The organism is Kaistella jeonii (assembly GCF_000812865.1).
GTDB lineage: Bacteria > Bacteroidota > Bacteroidia > Flavobacteriales > Weeksellaceae > Kaistella > Kaistella jeonii.
Genome location: NZ_JSYL01000002.1, coordinates 170,990 through 191,672, shown reverse-complemented (window position 1 = coordinate 191,672; position 20,683 = coordinate 170,990). Strand labels below are relative to the sequence as shown.

At 35.5% G+C, this 20,683-nt stretch carries 11 protein-coding genes; 4 read left to right on the top strand and 7 right to left on the bottom strand.

Annotated features, from left to right (window positions below; all coding sequences use genetic code 11):
- Positions 1-28 precede the first annotated feature (28 nt).
- Both hutI and OA86_RS03445 read right to left on the bottom strand, forming a co-directional pair.
- A complete protein-coding gene (hutI, locus tag OA86_RS03450; protein ID WP_039348912.1) occupies positions 29-1,252 on the bottom strand; it encodes an imidazolonepropionase in 1,224 nt (407 codons plus the stop codon).
- Between the two features lie 221 nt (positions 1,253-1,473).
- Complete coding sequence (locus OA86_RS03445; RefSeq protein WP_039348910.1) at positions 1,474-2,619, bottom strand: MFS transporter; 1,146 nt, start codon at positions 2,617-2,619, stop codon at positions 1,474-1,476.
- Between the two features lie 157 nt (positions 2,620-2,776).
- Here OA86_RS03445 and ruvB point away from each other — a divergent pair, with 157 nt between their 5' ends.
- The 3 genes from ruvB to coaE all read left to right on the top strand — a co-directional run bounded on the left by ruvB (position 2,777) and on the right by coaE (position 5,516).
- Positions 2,777-3,799: a Holliday junction branch migration DNA helicase RuvB gene (gene ruvB / locus OA86_RS03440; protein ID WP_039348907.1), complete on the top strand. Its 1,023-nt coding sequence runs from the start codon at positions 2,777-2,779 to the stop codon at positions 3,797-3,799.
- 202 nt (positions 3,800-4,001) lie between these two features.
- Positions 4,002-4,868 (top strand): MBL fold metallo-hydrolase, encoded by an 867-nt coding sequence (locus OA86_RS03435; RefSeq protein ID WP_039348904.1) that lies wholly within the window; start codon positions 4,002-4,004, stop codon positions 4,866-4,868.
- A 21-nt stretch (positions 4,869-4,889) separates the two neighbouring features.
- Positions 4,890-5,516, top strand: a complete 627-nt coding sequence (gene coaE, locus OA86_RS03430) for a dephospho-CoA kinase (RefSeq protein ID WP_052257368.1) — start codon at positions 4,890-4,892, stop codon at positions 5,514-5,516.
- A 66-nt stretch (positions 5,517-5,582) separates the two neighbouring features.
- On the opposite strand, the gene OA86_RS03425 is transcribed toward coaE, so the two are convergent.
- Entirely contained in the window at positions 5,583-9,056 is a 3,474-nt protein-coding gene (locus tag OA86_RS03425; protein ID WP_039348900.1) for a T9SS C-terminal target domain-containing protein, read from the bottom strand.
- A gap of 592 nt (positions 9,057-9,648) precedes the next feature.
- Entirely contained in the window at positions 9,649-15,321 is a 5,673-nt protein-coding gene (locus tag OA86_RS15205; RefSeq protein ID WP_052257367.1) for an FIDD domain-containing protein, read from the bottom strand.
- Between the two features lie 204 nt (positions 15,322-15,525).
- Between OA86_RS15205 and OA86_RS03410 the strand changes: the two genes are divergently transcribed.
- Entirely contained in the window at positions 15,526-16,791 is a 1,266-nt protein-coding gene (locus OA86_RS03410; protein ID WP_039348896.1) for an alkaline phosphatase family protein, read from the top strand.
- 58 nt (positions 16,792-16,849) lie between these two features.
- On the opposite strand, the gene OA86_RS03405 is transcribed toward OA86_RS03410, so the two are convergent.
- The 3 genes from OA86_RS03405 to dinB form a co-directional block, all read right to left on the bottom strand.
- A complete protein-coding gene (locus OA86_RS03405; protein WP_039348893.1) occupies positions 16,850-17,908 on the bottom strand; it encodes an NAD(P)-dependent alcohol dehydrogenase in 1,059 nt (352 codons plus the stop codon).
- A gap of 75 nt (positions 17,909-17,983) precedes the next feature.
- A complete protein-coding gene (locus tag OA86_RS03400) occupies positions 17,984-19,459 on the bottom strand; it encodes an alpha-amylase (protein WP_039348890.1) in 1,476 nt (491 codons plus the stop codon).
- Between the two features lie 102 nt (positions 19,460-19,561).
- Entirely contained in the window at positions 19,562-20,611 is a 1,050-nt protein-coding gene (dinB, locus tag OA86_RS03395; protein WP_052257414.1) for a DNA polymerase IV, read from the bottom strand.
- Between the last annotated feature and the right edge of the window lie 72 nt (positions 20,612-20,683).

Genomic DNA, 20,683 nt, shown 5'->3' with positions numbered 1-20,683 from the left:
ATTTTATGGTTTAAAGATAAGGGTTTTTTTAAACTTTTTCGCCGTCAATATAAACAGATTGCGCTTTTAAACTTCCCTGGTGATAAAGAATACTCTGGAAATTATCAGTTTTAAAAGTGACGAAATCTGCTTTCTTTCCTTTTTCTAAAGTTCCGCGATCTTCTAAACTCAGCGCAAAGGCCGACCGGAAAGTAATTCCTGCCAAAACTTCTGCCGTAGATAATTTTTCAAAAGTTGCTAAAATACTCGCTTGAGTAATCAAATTTCCCATCGGTGCAGAACCCGGATTCCAATCGGAGGCGATGGCAAAAATTCCACCAGCATCTAAAATTTTTCTGGCAGGTGTAAATTTTTCTCCCAAGCCTAAACTCGCTCCCGGAAGTGCGGTTGCCACCGTTTCAGATTTCGCTAAAAATTGAATATCTTCATCAATCGTTGCTTCTAAATGATCGGCGGATTTTGCACCAACTTCAACGGCGATTCTTGAACTTCCTGAGGTGAATTGATCGGCGTGAACGGTTATTTCAAAACCTAATTCTTTTGCTTTTAATAAAAACGCTTTACTTTCTTCCGGTAGAAATGCAGATTTTTCAATGAAAATATCAACTCTTTTTGCGAGATTTTCTTCTTTTACTTTTGGTAAAATTTCAGTAATAATATAGTTTAGATATTCTTCTGAACTTCCTTCAAAATCTCTTGGTTTTAAATGTGCCGAAAGACAAGTTGGAACTAAAGTCGCTTTTGTAAAAGTTTGTGCTTTTTTAATGACGCGTAACATTTTTAATTCATTTTCAACATCTAAACCATAACCGGATTTTATTTCAATTGTCGTAATTCCTTGTGAAATCAGGAAGTTGATTCTTTCTAAAGTCGTTTTTAATAATTCTTCTTCGCTCGCTTCTCTAGTATGTAGAACAGAACTCCAGATTCCGCCGCCACTTTCTGCGATTTCTAAATAAGTTTTTCCAGCGTTTCGCATAGCAAAATCATTCGCGCGATTTCCACCAAAACAAATATGCGTATGAGAATCGGTAAATGCAGGCAAACAGATTTGTTCCCCTTCAATATTTTCGATTTCGATATTTGGAAATTGTTTCTTTAAATCTTGAAAAGAAGCAGCGGTTTCAATTTTCTCCTCTTTAATTAAAAGTCCGCTATCATTGATGATTTCGAGTTGATCATCAGAAAGTTTTCCACGCAACGGAAGATTGGCAAGCGTAACAATTTGTTTGAAAGGACCGATTAATTTCATGAGGTTGTTTTTAAAATTGCAGTATAGATTTTATCAAAAAGAAATTTAAACACATAAGTCACATTAGCAAATTACATTTCTTAAAATTATTAGAGCACATTAGTTTTAAAAATCTTTGATTTTTATCTTTTGTGAACTTTTTTATTAAGATTATTTTTTCTTAAAACTTATGTGACTTATGTGGTTAAAAAATTAAATGTGCTGTAAATTTTTTCATCAATTTAGTTCGTTTTCTTTAAATGATCAAAAACCATTTTAGAAAGTGGAATAAACATGATTCCCGCGACAATAAATGTGATAAATGCTTTCTGCAATCCAAACGCACTTGCAAGATAACCAATAATCGGTGGTCCTAAAAACATACCCACCGTAGAATACGTGCTGATAATGGAAATCACAATGGGAACTGAATATTTTTTAGCTTTCCCAGCGAGGATAAAAGTCATAGGAAAAAGGCCGGAAACTCCAAAACCAACCATGCAAAATCCAATAAGAACCGGAACAAGGAAGGGAAATACTATTGCGATCAGAACTCCGGAAATGATCAGGATTGAACTTGTAATGAAAAGTTTTTGCATGCCAAATCTACTCATCAAATTATCGATGGTTAATCTGGAAATCGTCATACAAACCATGAATAGTAAGTACCCATAAGTGAACACTTCCTGTTTTACGATTTCTTTTAAATAAACGCCATTCCAGTCGTACATTCCGCCCTCACAAACTGCAGCGAAAAAGACCATGAATCCTAACAGGGAAATGTATTTACTGGGTTTTTGAAATTTGAAAGGATTACTTGTTTTGACTTTATCATTTTTAATGAGGAAAGGAAACATGCAAATAATTATCAAAAGCCCAAAAAGCATGATCATCAAAAAGTGCCAGAAGATCGAGACTTCATATTTGAGCATAATTGTTGAGAAAAGTACGCCGGCAATACCACCAATGCTCCAGACGCCATGAAATTTTCCCATGATCCTTTTCTTGAATTTTTGCTGTATCGAGAGTGATTGCGTATTAATTGCGACGTTAATAATTCGGAGCGCAATTGAGAATAATACAAGAGAAATTACAAGTCCAATCAAGGAAAATCCCCAACCGATTGAAAATAAAGACAAAAGGAATAGTACACTCGCTAATTGCAAAGGAATTCTGCTATCATATTTTGCAACCAACCAGCCAGAAAGAGGAATTCCAACAATGGCACTTGCAGGCATGATCATTAGAAGATTTCCTAAATCTCCTTCTGTAAGATTAAAAATAGATTTGATGGTGGGAATTCTGGAAGCCCAGGTAGAAAAACAAAGTCCAGATAAAAAGAAATAGGATGATAATGCAATTCTTTGCTTTTGAGGTGTTGAAAACATATCGCGCAAAATTACGATATTAGACTTTTAGATTTCGAGTGTTTACTACATTAATTTGGAGATTGAAGGAGAAAAAGTAAGTTCTGACTTTTTTATTTTAAAGAAATAGAAGAATATTTCCGTTCTAAAATTTTCTATCTTTGAACAAATTTATTAAATGACCGATTTTTTGCATCCCGATCAAGAAAATTTTTCCGAGGATGAATTGATTTTAGAAGAAAAAATCCGTCCGCAGAGTTTTCAGGATTTTGCCGGACAGCGCAAAACTTTGGATAATTTAGAAGTGTTTGTTGCAGCGGCGAAAAACCGTGGTGGCGCATTGGATCACGTTCTTTTACACGGTCCTCCCGGATTGGGAAAAACGACTTTAGCACATATTATTGCGAATGAATTGGGAGTTGGTTGCAAAATAACTTCAGGTCCTGTTTTGGATAAACCAGGAAGTTTGGCCGGATTGCTCACGAACTTAGAAGAAAATGATGTTTTATTTATCGATGAAATCCATAGACTTTCACCGATTGTAGAAGAATATTTGTATTCGGCGATGGAAGATTATAAAATCGACATCATGCTGGAAAGTGGTCCGAATGCGAGAAGTGTTCAGATTGGTTTAAACCCTTTTACTTTGGTTGGAGCAACGACGAGAAGTGGAATGTTGACCAAACCGATGTTGGCAAGATTTGGAATTCAGTCGCGATTGGAATATTATACCATTGAACTTTTATCAATGATCATTGAAAGAAGTGCGCGCGTTTTAGATGTTAAAATCTATGAAGATGCTGCTTTGGAAATTGCAAGAAGAAGTCGTGGAACGCCCAGAATTGCAAATGCTCTATTGAGAAGAGTTCGGGATTTTGCTGAGATAAAAGGAAATGGTGAAATTGAAATTAATATTACGAAATTCGCTTTGAACTCATTGAACGTCGATGAATTCGGGTTGGATGATATGGACAATAGAATTATGCGTGTGATGATTGAAAATTTCCGGGGGAAACCGGTGGGAATTTCTGCATTGGCAACGTCGATCGGAGAAAATCCGGAAACTTTGGAAGAGGTTTATGAACCGTTTTTGATTCAGGAAGGTTTTATTATTCGAACTCCAAGAGGAAGAGAAGTGACTGAAAAAGCGTATAAACATCTAAATATTACGATGCCGAGAAGACCGGATGAGTTGTTTTAAAGAGCCAAGTAAAAAGAGCCAAGTGAAAAGAGCAAATACTTATATTTATAAATCTCTTTTTTAAGTCGCGAAAATCTACAGCCCGACTTGAGTGGAGCTCATTTTTTTCGTTGGCAAAAGCATTGGTAAAAAAATAGCGGGAACGGAAGGCGGAAAAAGCTGCCCAAATAAAAATAGATAAGAATTTAAAAGATAAAATTTTATGAAACTCTATCCTATACAGTGTGGAAAATTTAAATTAGATGGTGGTGCCATGTTTGGTGTTGTTCCAAAAACCCTTTGGCAACGGACAAATCCGGCTGATGAAAATAATTTGATTGAATTGGGAACGCGTTCACTTTTGGTGGAAGATGGTAAAAAACTGATCCTCATCGATTGTGGTCTGGGAAATAAACAGGACGAAAAATTCTTTGGACATTACTCTCTTTGGGGCGATGATACTTTAGATAAAAACCTGAAAAAATATGGTTTTGTAAAAGATGATATTACTGATGTTTTTTTGACGCATCTCCATTTTGACCATTGCGGTGGTGCGATTGAGTGGAATGACGACAGAAGCGGTTATAGATCTGCTTTTAAAAACGCCCATTTTTGGTCGAATGAAGAACATTGGAAATGGGCAACAGAACCGAATCCGAGAGAAAAGGCAAGTTTTTTGAAGGAGAATATTCTGCCGATGCAGGAAAGCGGTCAATTGAATTTTCTCCCAACACCTCAAAATGGAAATTATGGTTTCGCTCCAGATTTAAAAATGGATGTCATTTTTGTGGATGGACACACCGAAAAACAGATGCTTCCTGTCATTCGATATCAGGAAAAGACGATTGTTTTTGCCGCAGATTTAATTCCGACTGTTGGACATATTCCTCAGGTTTATGTGATGGGTTACGATACTCGACCGCTCTTAACCATGGAAGAAAAAGCGAAGTTTTTGAAGCAATGTGTTGATAATGATTACCTTTTGTTTTTTGAACATGATGCACACAACGAACTGGCGAGTTTGAAAATGACTGAAAAAGGAATTCGCTTAGACCAAACTTTTAGCATGAACGAAGTTTTTGGTTATTAAAATAGAACAACTTATAAAATTATGATAGAAGAAGAAGCCGAACCCGAACCCAGGGAAAACGCAAAAATTATTGGAATTACCGGCGGAATTGGTTCCGGAAAAACAACCGTCTCAAAATTCATAGAAGAAGCAGGGTTTCCTGTTTATTACTCGGATGTGCGTGCGAAAACAATCGTTAACGACGATGCAGAACTTCAGAAAAACATCAAAGCTCTTTTAGGAGAAAATTCTTACGATGATAACGGTTTTTATAACCGCAGATATGTGGGTGAAATTATATTTAATGATGAAGAATTGCGTTTAAAACTGAATTCTTTAATTCATCCGGCAGTAAAAATTAATTTTGAAAAATGGGTTTCGCAGCAAAAAACTCCTTTTATATTTAAAGAAACTGCGCTTTTATTTGAATTAAAATTAAATCAAAGTTGCTACAAATCTATTTTGGTGACAGCAGATGATAACTGTCGCCTTAAAAGAGTGATGGATCGTGATGAGAAAACATATCGTGAAGTTGAAGCGGTGATGAATAAACAAATGCCGGAAAAAGACAAAATTAAATTCGCTGATTTTGTAATTTACAATAATGATGGTTTAGATGAACTTCACGAAGAAACGATGATGATCTTAAGTGAAATAAAAACTTTATAAACCTTCGAGATAATTTTAAAGAAAACCTGAATTCAAAAAAGAATTCAGGTTTTTTAATGCCAGTTTTTAGTCTCTATTTTTTACCAGAACCCAGCCTTTATATTGGGTAAATGTTTCGTGACCAGGTTCTTTCCAGGAAATTATGAACCAATATGTTCCGGTATTTACCAATCTGCCAGAAAATTTTCCGTTCCAAATAAATTGATTGTTTTTGTCCCCGCTGAATACCAATTGTCCGTATCGATTGTAAATCTGCAGAGAAGCGTCATCTTTTTTCAATAAACCTGAGTAGTCGAGGATATCATTAATTCCGTCATAATTTGGCGTAATGGCGTTGTAGAGCTGAATCACATTGATGTCGACAGAAACCGGAATGCAATTATCAGCAGAAATTACATAAATCTTATGATCACCACCACGAACATTTAAAAATACATTAGAAGACTGATAATTAAGATTGTCGATCGCGTATTGATAAGGAGGATTTCCGCCGGAAACATTCACAGTCACTGTAGAACCTACAATATCGATGCGGATAATTTTTGGCAGTTCAACCGCTGTTACGGAAACATTTTGTCGGTAAATACAACCATTGAAATATAAATCGACCCAATAATTACCCAATGGAACGTTTTGTATAATCTGGGTTTTTTCCCCGGTGCTCCAAAGATATCCATCAAAACCAAAACCTGCATCAAGACTGGTTTTTGATATGGTACAAATTTCTTTATCCACCAAAACCGTGGATTTTTTTGGTTGTCTGATTTTTAAATTTAATGTTCCTACAACGTCGCAAAAACCAGGTTTTTTTAATCGGTAATAAAAGATTTTGTTGCCAGTTATGATTTTGTTTGCCGAAATATTTTCACCCGGGAAGTTTTTTTGAGCCTTTATTAAATCATCAAAATAGATTGCCGTAATACCAGAATCACTTGTAAAAAGTGAAATGTAGGAGGCTAAATTGATGGTCACTTCATTATCGAAATCGTTATCACATGCAAAATCTGACACTGCATTATTAATATTTAATTTAGTTCCAATTTGCAGGATGATTTTTTTGATTACTGGTGGACAAACATTTGGAGCATCAACTCTGATCCAAATTTCATTAGTAGTACTTGTAAAAACATAAACTCCTGTAATATTATCACTTCCACCAATGATTGCTTTTGTCTCATTGTCGTAATATCGAATGTTTAAACCAAGAGGATTTGGAACAACAAAGGGAATTATGGAATTTACATTTACTTTGTATTTCCCATCGATAATGCCATCTAAATCTTCATCGCAGTGGTTTTTGGTATAAAGATTTTCGGTAACAATTGGTGGAATATCTATTTTTAAAGTGATGGTCGCAACAGCATCACAGCCGAAATTATTTTTAATATAAACGTAAACCACATCGCCATCAACAGCAAGATAATTCGCAAGTTGATTATTTGGAATTTGATTTTGTAAAGCCGCATCGCTATAATATTTTTTTAGCGCTGTATTGTCTGGAGTTAAGATTGCATCATTCAAATTAAAAATGACATTGTTGATCGCGCTGCATTTTTTCAAGACAACATTATTGGTTATGACTTGATTAAGTTGAATGGTTGCCTGAACGACTTCGCAGTCTGAGATTGCACCAACTCCACAAAAAGTATAACGAAAAGTATCAATTCCAGTTTCGTTTTTGTTTGCTTTGTAGGTGATGGTTCCATCTGCAGCAATTGTTACGACCCCTTTTGTGGGCGGAATCGTGACTTGAACCGTGGAAGGATTTATCGTCTGAGTGCTTAAAACAAATTTTGGGATGATCGTTTGATTGGCGCAGGTTGTATAATTATAATTAGTGTAATTCGTACAGTTAAAAAACTTGTAATCTTCTGTTTGAACTTCGGGACAAAAACCTTGTTTAATTTTCACCGCATAAATCCCAGCTTGTGGCGGATAATAAAAGTAATCGGTATTGGAAGGGTGTTTTACAGTAACGGGTGCATTAATATAAATATTTCCCACTTTTTGCAACCATTGATAATGATCAAAACCTTCTATCACAGCAAGTTTCACATCATCTGGAAGACAGTCGCCTTCAATTTTATTAATCAATGGAGTGGAGGAAAATCCCGCGAAAAATCCGCCATAACCAACCGCATCATTTCCGGCAGTTATTCCTGCTGTAACGGCAAGTGAAGAAATTAAAGAGATGTTTCCAGAAATATTAGGGATAGAATAAGTAACCCAACTGCTGTTTCCGGTTACGTTAAAAGGACCATTTGCAGGGGAAAGAGTAAGCGCGGTTCCGTTGCTTTTAACGGTTATTGTGGCCCCTTTTTCTGTAATAATATTCAGTTTTGTAGGAACTGTTGCGCTGTATGGTACATTATTACTGCTATACTCGTTTTCATCGATGAATCCAATTTCATCTATTTTTCTTGGGAGATAACAACTTAAAGGCGGGATATAATTAAAACCACCAGTTGCAACACTACTTGAGCCGCTTAATCCTGCCAAAAGTTGATAGACATAAATATTTTCAGTGGCCTCAATGGACATATTGAAATGACCGGAACCTTGATCAACATAACTATTTGGCGGAGTTTCGAAAAATTCGCCGGTGTTGATCGTTGCAGCAGGAGTCGCACTTCCGTTGAGATAAATTTTGGTATTATCTTTTACAGCTACGATAATTGCCCGTTCCATTGTTGTTAATATTCCACCATCAGATAAGCTGTTATCTCCGTTTCCCTTCACCAAAATAAAAGTTTTCCCCAGTTTATTGATAGGAACCGTCTGATCCATTAAGATATCAGATGAACTGGTAAAATTTCCGGCATATTGACCATTGAAATTTCCGTTGGTTACAACAACCGCTTTATCAGAAACTATTTTTGCACCGATATAACCTGTACTATTTTCGCTGTAACTATCGGTTCCTTCAATAATATAAGATTGTCCTTTGTTTAATTCAAATGTAATTTCAGTTCTGGGGATTTCGTCAGTAAAAGTAACATTGGGTTTGAATTCATTAATAATAACTTTGGTATGATCTTCGGTCGCCATTACACTATTAATGAAATTCAGCGATCCAGTCGAAGCCGTAATTGGTGCCACTACAACTCTGAATTCTGTACCCAAAGCTGCAGTTCCTTTTGAGGTTTGAATTTCGCCATGATTTAATACTGAAAACCTTAAACTTGCAAAAAAGGGTTTCTCTCCTTTTAAATAAAATCCCATCGACACAGGTGTAAATAAACCAACAGTCGGATTGGTCGCATTGCCTTTTATGATAATTTTATTTCGATCAGCGGATGAAATGATATGTTTTTGAGGATTATTTTTGCTAACCATGTAAGTTGCTACAACCAGATTATCGAAATAAACATCTACTTTGAAAGGAGTAATTTCTCCAGTTGAAATATAAATAGTTTGGTAATTTACGGTCGAACTGTTGCTTACTCGATCAACCATAGGTCCAAACCAATGTTCCCGATCAAGCTGCGCTTGGGAAAATAAGGAAAAGAAGATTAAGAGAGCAAGTAGAAATTTTTTCATTTATGAAATTAATGGTGTAACAAAAGTAACTTTTTCTTCTAAAAGATAGTTGACGCAAATATTTTTAAATCTACAATAAAATAGATCTACTTGTTGAATTGATTGGTGATATTAAAGTAGAAGAATCTTCAACAATTATTCTTCTGATGAGGTTGTTTTAATAGAAATTGATATCTAAGACTACTACATTGATGTTTAAGACTGCTAGATTGACGTTTAAGACTAGTAAATAGATGTTTAAGACTGCTAAATAGACGTTTAATACGACTAAATAGATGCCTAAGACTGATAAATTGGTGTTTAATACTAATAATTAAGTGCTTTGTACCTATAAAATAGCGTCTAAAACGTATAATTTGAAAAGTAAAACTGATATTTTTAATCTAAATCAAATATGAAAAAATGCATCGATTGTAACAATACCCTAATCAACGATTTGTTTGAAGGGTAAAAGCAGTAATACAATACGTTAGCTTTCTACTTTTTAAAGAAATTTTTAAGGATCCATTTCTAAAAACTTTCACACTCAAAATAAAAAAGCCTGAGTTCAATTCGAATTCAGGCTTTTTTAGTTTTAGGAATTTTATGTTATTTATTCTCTGTTTTTTACGAGAACCCAACCACTATATTGGGTAACAGTATTGAATCCAGGTTCGATCCATTTCATGATATACCAATAGCTCTCTGTATTGACTAGTTTTCCGAAGGCTTTCCCATCCCAGGAAAATCGGTTGTTTTTATCACCTGTGAAAACTAATTTTCCGTATCGATCATAAATTTGAAGGAAAGGTTCCTCTTTTTTCAATAATGCAGAATAATTAAGGATATCATTAATTCCATCGCCATTTGGCGTAATCACATTGTATAATTCCACCACATCAATATCTGCAGAAACCGGCGTACAATTGTCTGCCGAAATCACGTAAATCGTATGATCACCTCCGCGAACATTGGTAAATATATTTGATGTTTGGTAACTACCATTGTCTATCGCATATTGATAAGGAGGATTTCCACCCGTAACAGTTACTGTAACTGTAGAACCTTTAATTTCTATGCTCGTAATTGTTGGCAATGCAACTGCTTTTACAGAAACATTTTGCTTGTAAGTACAGCCATTAGTAGTTAATTCAACCCAGTAACTTCCTACAGGAACTTCGATGGTTTGCGTTTTTTCTCCGGTGCTCCACAAATACTTGTCGAAACCAGGTCCTGCATCTAAAATTACAGTTGCTTCCGGACAAATATCAAGTTTTTGATTCTCAAGTAGCTCTGATTTTTTTGCTTTTTGAATGTTGATGGTTAATTTACCAATCGCATCGCAGAATAAATTTTTGTGAAATCTTAAATAATAAATTCCAGAAGTGGTTACCGTTACAGGATTTGAAACTGGGTTTACTTTATTTTGAGCATCGACTAAAGAGCTATAATAGGAAACACTTACACCAGAATCTGCTGTAAATTCAGGAATGAAAGTCGACAGATTCACCGCTTTAATTCCATCGAAATCATCATCACAAACCTTCGCAGTCACATCATTTTTAAGCAAAGGAAGATCGTTCCCAAATTTAAAATCGATTGATTTGGTCTCCGCCGGACAATAAGGTGAAGTTGCTCTCACATAAATCGTAGTATTTGCAGAGTAAGTCCAGTTGGTAGGATTTGTTATCAGATTTTGTAATGCTGAATCTGTAAAATATTCTACGGTGAAGAAAGCAAAATTCGGCAAAATCACTGGAGTAACTGTTGAAAGATCAATGGTAATAATTCCATCAAAATTTTCATCACAATTGGTAGCGTTATAAGTAGAAACCTTCCAGATCGGTTTCGGCGCTTCTACAATGGTGATGTTTTTTGTAAAGACGCAACCTGAGGTATTTGTGAATGAAACGGTATAAACTCCCACAGAGAGAACCGCAGTTCGTGTCGTCGAAATTGTTGTTGTTCCTTTTTTCCAAAGATATGCGGTGTAAGTAGATTCCGCGTTTAATGTTTGTGAACTTCCGGCACAAACAGTATAAGAATTGAGCAATGCAGTTGGAGTAGAAGCTTTAAAAGTAATATTTAAAGTTCCGATCATATCACAAACTCCAGCTTTAGAAAATCTATAATAGAAAGTTTTATCGCCAGTAATGGTTTGTGTGGCTGAAATTGCTGCAGTATTATTCTGAGCATTTGCTAACGTCGCAAAATATTTTACAGTTGCAGCTGCATCTAAAGTAAAGAGGTTTCTGTAATTTCCTAAATTAATATTTTCGGTATTGTTCAAATCATTATCACAAGTACTTGTCGCGACAATATCTTTAATTAAAGGCAATTTTGCACCAATTTTAAAATCGATTTGTCGGGTTTCAGTCGGACAAATTGCAGAAACTGCACGAACATAAACAGTTGTATTTACAGAGTAAGTCCAGTCATTTGGTAAAAGAGTAGAGAAATTAGCGAATAAAGAATATTCCACTGTAAACAAAGCAAAATTTGGTAAAATTACGGGTGTAATTGTCGAAAATTTCACTTTAATAATTCCATCGAAATTATCATCGCAATTCGTAGCGTTGTAAGCGGTAATATTAAATTGTGCTTTTGGAGTATCTTTTACGATTACATTTTGGCGATAAACACAACCAGAAGCATTTGTTAAATCGACGAAATAATTTCCGACACCAACAGTAATGGTGGTTGAAGTTGCACCTGTACTCCAAAGAACATTGGTATAACCGGAACCGACATTTAAAGTAGTTGTACTTCCTGCACAAATTGTAACAGTTGCTGCAAGAAGAGTTGAAGGAGTAGAAGCTTTAAAAGTAATATTCAAAGTTCCGATCACATCACAAACTCCACCTTTAGAAAATCTGTAATAGAAAGTTTTATCTCCAGTAATCGTTTGTGCCGCTGAAATTGCTGCAGTATTATTCTGAGCATTTGCTAACGTCGCAAAATATTTTACAGTCGCAGTTGCATCTAAAGTAAAGAGGTTTCTATAATTTAGTAAATTAATATTTTCGGTATTGTTCAAATCGTTATCACAAGTATTTGTCGCGACAATATCTTTAATTAAAGGCAATTTTGCACCAATTTTAAAATCAATTGTTTTAAATTCTGTAGGACAAACCGTCGATTTTGCTCTAACATAAATAGTTGTATTTGCAGAATAGGTCCAGTTATTTGGTAACGGAATGGTGAAAGCTGCATCTGCAAAATACTCTACAGTAAATAAAGCGAAGTTTGGCAAAATCACTGGAGTTATGGTAGTCAAATTAATATTAATGATTCCATCAAAATTATCATCACAATTTGTGGCATTGTAAGCTGCGATGTTCCATTGGGGTTTCGGAGAATCAACTACTGTCACATTTTGGCGGTAAACACAACCAGAAGCATTAGTTAAGTCTACGTAATAAGTTCCAGCACCAACTGTAATGGTGGTTGAAGTTGCACCGGTACTCCAAAGAACATTTGTATAACCGGAACCGACATTTAAAGTAGTTGAACTTCCCTCGCAAACGGGAACAGATGCCGGAAGAAGGGTTGAAGGCGTAGAAGTTTTAAATGAGATACTTAGCGTTCCGATCGCATCACAAACACCTGCTTTTGAGAAACGGTAATAAAATGTTTTATCTCCCGTAATTGTTTGTGCCGCTGAAATCGGAGCTGTGTTATTCTGAGCATTGGCTAACGTTGCAAAATATTTTACGGTTGCTGTGGTATCGTTCGTAAATAAACTTGTTAAAAATGAAAGATCTATATTTTCTGTGTTATTCAAATCATTATCGCAAACATTTAAGTGAGGAGAATCATAAATACTGTATTTAGTTCCTCTTGTTAACATAATTTCTTTAACAACAGGTGAACAACCATTTTTCGGATCTACTCTTATCCAGACTGAAATGTTGGCAGTAAAACTAAAAATTCCTGTTATATTATCTGCTAATCCTGCATTGGCTTTTGTTTGATTGGCGTAATAACGAACAACATGATCTGAAGGACTGAATAAAACGATGGGAGTAATGGTATTTAAATCTAATTTATAAATACCGTCAATAATTCCATCCAGATCTTCATCGCAAGTACTTTTCGTAAAAAGCTCCGGTTTTAAATCTGCGGCTAATTTCGATTTTAATTCAATAGTCGCAACTGTTGTACAACCATAAGAATTTTTCATGTGTACATAAACGAAACGATTTGCACTTGTAAAATTAGTAAAATTGGTAATCAATTCTGCAGGAATTTCGTTTTGCGCTCCATTTAAAGTTTGATAGTAAGCTTTAGTAACAGTCGCATCCGGAGAAACTGCCGCTGAACTTAAATCATAAGTAGCAATTCCGGTCAATGTACATTCCGATAGCGTTACATCATATTTTACGATCTGATTCAAGTTTACCGTCGCCTGAACCGTTTCGCAATCTGGAATTGCACCTGATCCGCAAAAAGAAAACTTGAACGTATCGCTTCCTGTTGCATTCGGATTTGCTGTGTAAGTAATGGTTCCATTTGCATTTATAACAACGGTTCCTTTTGTAGGTTGCGTGTCAATTTTTATTGTTGGCACGTTTACCAATTGAGAACTTAACGCAAAATTGACCGGAACAACTTGACTTGTACAAGTCGTATAATTATAATTGGTATAAGTGGTACAATTGTAGAATTTGTAATCTTTGGTTTGAATTTCTGGACAAGACCCCTGCTTTACTTTTACAGCATAAATTCCTGCTTGGGTTGGAGAATACTCAAAAGTATTGTTGATTCCTGGCGCAGGAACATAAGTTGCGCCTACTTTGATCAGCCATTCGTAAGAATCGAAACCTGCGGTAACCTCTAATTTTACACCAGGAAGACATTCGCCATCAGTTTTTAAAATTAAAGGAATGGAAGAAAATCCAGCAAAATAACCACCATAACCTACTGCATCATTGCCGGCAGAAATTCCTGCAGTAACTGCATTTGAGGAAAATATTGCAATATTTCCTGTGATATCTGGAATAGAATAAGTTACCCAATTGCTATTTCCTAAAACAGGGAAAGGTCCATTACTCGAATTTAATAATAAAGAAATTCCGTTTCGTTTTACATCAACTGTAGCACCACTTTCAGTGATGATATTGAGTTTGGTAGGAACGGTTAAACTGTAAGAAACTCCATTGGAAGAATATTCATTTTCTTCAATTTTACCAATTTCATCAATTTTTTTCGGAAGATAACAGTTTAATGGTGGAATATAATTAAAACCTCCGGTCGCCTCTGTTGATGAATTATTGGCTCCTGCTAATAATTGATAAACATACACGTTTTTGGTAGCACGAATAAACATATTATAATTCCCGAACCCCTGATTGATATATGCAGAATTATCTGTTTCGTAATATTGTCCTGCATTCAACGTAGCTACAGGTGTGCCAGAACCGTTGATGTAAATTTCTGTACCATTTTCTGTCGCTAAAATAAGTCCTTTTTCCATGTTGGAACTTGGATCGCCATTTCCTTTCATCAAAACAAATTCCTGTCCCAATTTATCGATGGGAACTCCCTGATCCATTAGAATATCTGATGAACTGCCAAAATTTCCGGCATATTGCCCATTAAAATTACCATTTGCAATAATTACAGGTTTATCTGAAACTATTTTTGCACCAATATATCCCGTGAAATTTGCAGAATAGTCGCCAGTTCCTTCTATAATATAAGATTGTCCTTTATTTAATTTGAAAGAAAATTGTATTCTGGGAACAAAATCTGAAAAAGTAATATTGGGATCAAAATTTGTAATGGTAACATTTGTATTATCTTCGGTTGCCATTATACTATTCATGAAATTTAAAATTCCATTACTTACCGTAATCGGAGCCATAACCGCACGAAATTCTGTCCCTAAAGCAGCCGTTCCCTTGGAAGTTTGCATTTCTCCATGATTTTTTATGGAAAATCTTAAACTCGCAAAAAAGGGTTTAGCTCCTTTCAAATAAAATCCCATTGCGACTGGCTTGAAAAGATCACTATTGCTTGTAGTAATGATTCTGCCTCTTTGTGCGTTTGCAATGCTATATTTTACAGGATTATTTTTGCTGATCGTGACTGAAGCAACAACTACATTATTGGAATAAATATCAACATTAAAGGGAACAGCCTCGTTTGTTGACATGTAAATTGACTGATATTGATTGCCATTTCCTACTTCATCCATCATTGGTGCAAACCAATGCTCCCGATCAAGCTGAGCGTAAGAATTCAAAGAAATTGCAACGAAAAGGAAGAATAGAAGTTTTTTCATAATAAAGAATAGAAATCTTCACAAATGTAGTATTTTCTTAACAAGATTTAACTCATTTTCTATTTTTGTTATGAAGGTCATAAAATTCAATATTTTAAATCTCGAATTCTTCTCTAATGTAAAGCAGAAATCTATAATTTTAAAAATATTTAGTTCATCTTATTTTAATCGATTTCCTTTACATTTGTTAACCAATTCGAACCAATGAAAAAATTATTTGCTCTCTTGTTTTCAGTGCTTTTTATAGTTGGATCTGCACAAACAGATACCGCGCAAGTTGTTGTACCGAACAGAAAAAATTCAGTTGAAGCGCTTGCGAAACCTTATGTCATTTTAATATCTGCAGATGGTTTTAGATATGATTATGCTAAAAAATATAAAGCTGAAAACATTCTCAATTATGCTAAAATCGGCGTTGCTGCAAAAGCCATGATTCCGAGTTTTCCCTCCATTACTTTCCCGAATCACTGGAGTTTAATTACGGGTTTGTATCCTGCGCATCATGGTTTGATCGATAATTATTTCTATGATTACAAAAAGCAGAAATTCTACGCCATGAGCAGCAAAGAAAATGCAGAAGATGGTTCCTGGTACGGCGGAATTCCACTTTGGAGTTTGGCGGAAAAAGAAGGAGTGCTTTCCGCTTCAATGATGTGGGTGGGTTCGGCAAGTGATGCGGGAGGAATGAGATCAAGTTATTATTACCACTATCATGAGAAATTCAGTCCAAACGAAAAAGTAGATAAGGTGATCAATTGGTTAAAATTACCGGAGGAAAATCGGCCCCACTTTATTTCTCTTTATTTCCCTGAAGTGGATGCAGCAGGACATCGTTTCGGACCAGATTCTCCGGAAACCGAAAAAGCCGTTCATTTAATAGATGATGCCCTTAAAAAATTAGTGGAAAAAGTAAAGGAGTTAGGTCTGAAAAATATTAATTTTATTTTTGTAGCAGATCATGGAATGATAAAAGTTGATACTGAAAAACCTCTTGAAATTCCAGAAATTTTGTTTGATAAGAAACGTTTTGATTTCTATAATTCCCAAACTTTACTGCGGGTTGAGGTTAAAGATCCTGGAGAAGTAAAAGCGGTTTATAGGGCATTGAAGAAAAATAAAACCAATAACTACGATGTTTATTTGGACAAAAGATTTCCACGGAAATTAAATTTTGGCCAGCGAGACGATCGTTACAACAGAATCGGACAAATTTTAATCGTTCCGAAACCTTCCAAAATATTTTTAGAAAAAGGCAAAAAAACCTCATCCGGAAAACATGGGTACAATCCTTACGAGGTTCCGGAAATGAAAGCGGTTTTCGTAGCTTTCGGTCCAGCTTTTAAGAAAGATAAAGAAATTGGGGAATTTCAGAATGTAAATGTTTATCCGATTGTTACCGATATTTTAGGATTAAAAATTACAGAACCCATCGATGGAACTCAAAAAGTAGCAAAAGCGATTCTTAAATAATTTCACAAAAAAATCCAGCTGAATATTTCAACTGGATTTATATAAGTTTCGAATAGTTCTAATTTTTTAAAGACTGCATATCAATCACAAAACGATAGCGAACATCGCTTTTCAACATTCTTTCATAAGCTTCATTAATATCCTGCATGTTGATCATTTCGATTTCCGGCAAAATATTATGTTCACCGCAGAAATCAAGCATTTCCTGAGTTTCTTTAATTCCACCGATCACAGAACCCGCAACAGATCTTCTTCCCAAAATCATAGGAGGAGTAAATAATGCTTCTTCCATTTTACCGATGTATCCGACCAAAACTAAAGTTCCACTGATGTTCAAAGTAGCAACATAAGGATTAATGTCGTGATCATAAGGAACGGTATCGATGATCAAATCGAATTTTCCTTTTACACTTTCCATTTCGTTATCGTAGGTAGAAATCACGACTGTATCTGCACCTAAATCCAAAGCGTCCTGAATTTTATCCGGGCTTCTAGAAAATAAAGTTACTTCTGCACCTAAACCTTTTGCTAACTTAATCGCCATGTGACCCAATCCGCCTAGACCTACGACTGCAACTTTGCTGCCTTCTTTTACATTCCAGTGTTTCAAAGGTGACCAGGTTGTAATACCAGCACACAATAAAGGAGCAACTGCTTTCAAGTCTAAATTTTCTGGAATTTTCAAACAGAATGCTTCAGTAACAACGACTTTTTCAGAATATCCTCCGAACGTATGACCTTGCAAATGTTTATCTGCACCGTTATAAGTTCCGGTGGAACCGGTTAAACAGTATTGTTCTAAATCCTGCTTACAACTTTCGCATTCTTTGCAGGAATCGACTAAACAACCAACTCCGGCTAAATCGCCTACATTAAATTTGGTAACATCAGATCCAACTTTGGTAATTCTTCCTACGATCTCATGTCCTGGAACAGAAGGGTATTTCGTTCCGCCCCAATCATTTCTGGCAGTATGCAAATCACTGTGACAAACGCCACAAAATAAAATTTCAATTTCAATATCAGTCGCGGTAAGTTCTCGCCGTTCGATTTGCATTTCTTTCAAATCATCATCTTTAGAAGTAGTTCCGTATGCTTTTACGTTAAATGTATTCATATAATTTTTTCTCTTTTAAAGAGCAAAGGTAAGGTGTTGTAAAAGGAATTGATGTTAAAGAAGTAATAAAAGAATTTAATCTTCCGGAACCCAAATAGAAACATTTCCAGCCGGAACTGGGAAACTTCCCCAACCATTTTCATCGATGGTCACTTTATCTGGAAACCAACCCACAAAATCATAAAAATTTTTCCCCGCATATTGTTTACCCATTTCCATGGCTTTTGTATAAGCATCTTTGTTGCTTAGAACAACTGCGCAACCATTATGATCTTCATCACCTTCGCGAATCCAACCTAAACAATTGGCATCTTCAAAATAATCCCGCTGATTTCCGTAAGCAAATTGTTGACGGGCTTTTAACAGTTCTTCGATTTTTTCTACTTTATCTAAAAATATTTCCTGATCATTGCCTTCTTTGTCTTTATCGGTATAATTTGCGCCAAATAAATCGGGATAAAAAACGCATGGATAACCATCTTTCCTCAATAAAATTAATGCGTATGCCAAAGGTTTGAACCATTTTTCTACAGGCGCTTCTAATGCTTGCAGTGGTTGCGTATCGTGATTATCAACCAACGTTACCGATAAAAGTGGGTTGGCTAAAGTCAAAGTATCATCAAATATTTTTCTTAAATCATACGCTGCACCTTCCAAAGAAGCGACATGAAAATTGCGGTGCAATGATGAATCGAACAAACTCATAGACCCTTCTGTGGCTTCAATATATTTCTCCAAAAGTGGCAATTCTCCCGGAGCCCAATATTCTCCAACCGCGAAAACATTTTTCCCCGTGTTAACTCGTAATTTGTAAAGCCATTCCTGATAAAATTCGGGAGATTGATGTTTCACGGCATCCAAACGAACACCATCAAAATGAACCTGATCGTGGTACCATTTTCCCCAGTTATTCAGTTCTTCGCGTACAAAAGGATTTCTTTGATCGATATCATCGTACATCAGATAATCATAATTTCCTTTTTCATCATCAATCATTTCTTCCCAACCATCACCATAATCATTGATGGTTTGGTAAATTCCTTTTTCCTGACCTTCAGCAAAATCAACTCCAGAAAAACATTGAAAATTCCATTTGAAATTTGAATATTTCTCACCTCTCCCCGGAAATGTAAATTTAGTGTAAGATTCTATTTCAAAAGGTTCAGAAATATTTTGTTGACGGTTTTCAGGATTCACTTTTACCGCATGAAACTTCTCTTTTTCGTCGCCACCTGCTTTATGATTAAGGACAATATCTGCAATAATTGAAATGCCATTCTCCTGCAAAGTTTTGCAAGAATCTAAATATTGTTCTTTCGTTCCGTATTTTGTTTGGATCGTTCCTTTTTGATCAAATTCACCTAAATCAAATAAATCGTAGGGATCATAACCTACAGAGTAACCACCACCTGCACCTTTATAAGCCGGTGGAAACCAAACTGCAGAAATTCCTAATTCTTTTAAATAAGGCGCTGAATTTTTTGCTTCATCATATAATTTTGAATCTCCTTCGGAATACCAATGGAAAAACTGAATCATGGTCGGGTTCATAAGTAAAGTTTTAAAAATCTTCAGATAGCAAAAATTATCCCAAATTTTTTTAGAAGAAAATAAATTGTTATCACTAAAAAATTTGAGAGTTTTTTTTAATTTTTACTCGAACTCCTCAAAAGGGATTTTCAGTTGAACAGAAATTTGTTTTTTCTCTTGCGTATTCAAATTAGAAAGTGATAATCCTAATAACCGAACCGGTTTGTCAAAAGGTCTAAGTTCCCAAAGTTTTTTGGCCGTTTTGTAAAAATCTTTTGCATTATCGTAATAAATTTCTTGTGTTTTACTTCTGGTATAAACTGTGAAATCTTTGTATTTAATTTTTAATGTTAAAGACTTTCCTTTGATTTCTTTGTTGGAAAGACGCGTTTCTAAATCTTCACTAATGATTTTAAGTTGTTTAAAAACGGCTTCTTCATCCAATAAATTTTCCCAGAAAGTTTCTTCAACACCCACACTTTTCTGGATGCGATGAGGTTTTACTTCACTGTTATGTATTCCGCGAACGACATTATGATAGTAGTTTCCAGACTTTCCAAAAAGGCGAATTAGTTCTTCCAAAGATTTCTCCTTTAAATGTGCTCCTTTGAATATATGTAATTCATGCATTTTATTCGCCGTCACTTTTCCAATTCCATGAAATTTCTCGATCGGAAGTTCTTCCATAAACTCCAGAATCTGCGTTGGATGGATGGTTTTCTGGCCGTTCGGTTTGTTATAATCTGAAGCGACTTTTGCCAAAAATTTATTGATCGAAATCCCCGCAGAAGCAGTTAATCCTGTTTCTTCAAAAATTCTCTTGCGGATTTCTCTTGCGATATCGTTCGCCGATTCCATGTGTTTTTTATTCTCAGTCACGTCGAGATAGGCTTCATCCAACGATAGGGGTTCAACCAGATCGGTGAATTCGTAAAAAATCGCTCGAATTTGCTGTGAAATTTCTTTATACCGATGAAACCGGGGTTTAACAACAATTAAGTGCGGACACTTTTCTAAAGCCAGTCTTCCCGGCATCGCAGAACGGACGCCAAATTTTCGGGCTTCATAACTTGCGGCTGCAACCACACCATACATTCCACCGCCGACTGCCAAAGGTTTGCCTTTCAGTTCCGGGAAATCATGTTGCTCCACAGAAGCGTAAAACGCATCCATATCGACGTGAATTATTTTTCGGTCGTTTTGCACGCTGCAAAATTAGGGAATGGCTTTCGGATTATCATCATT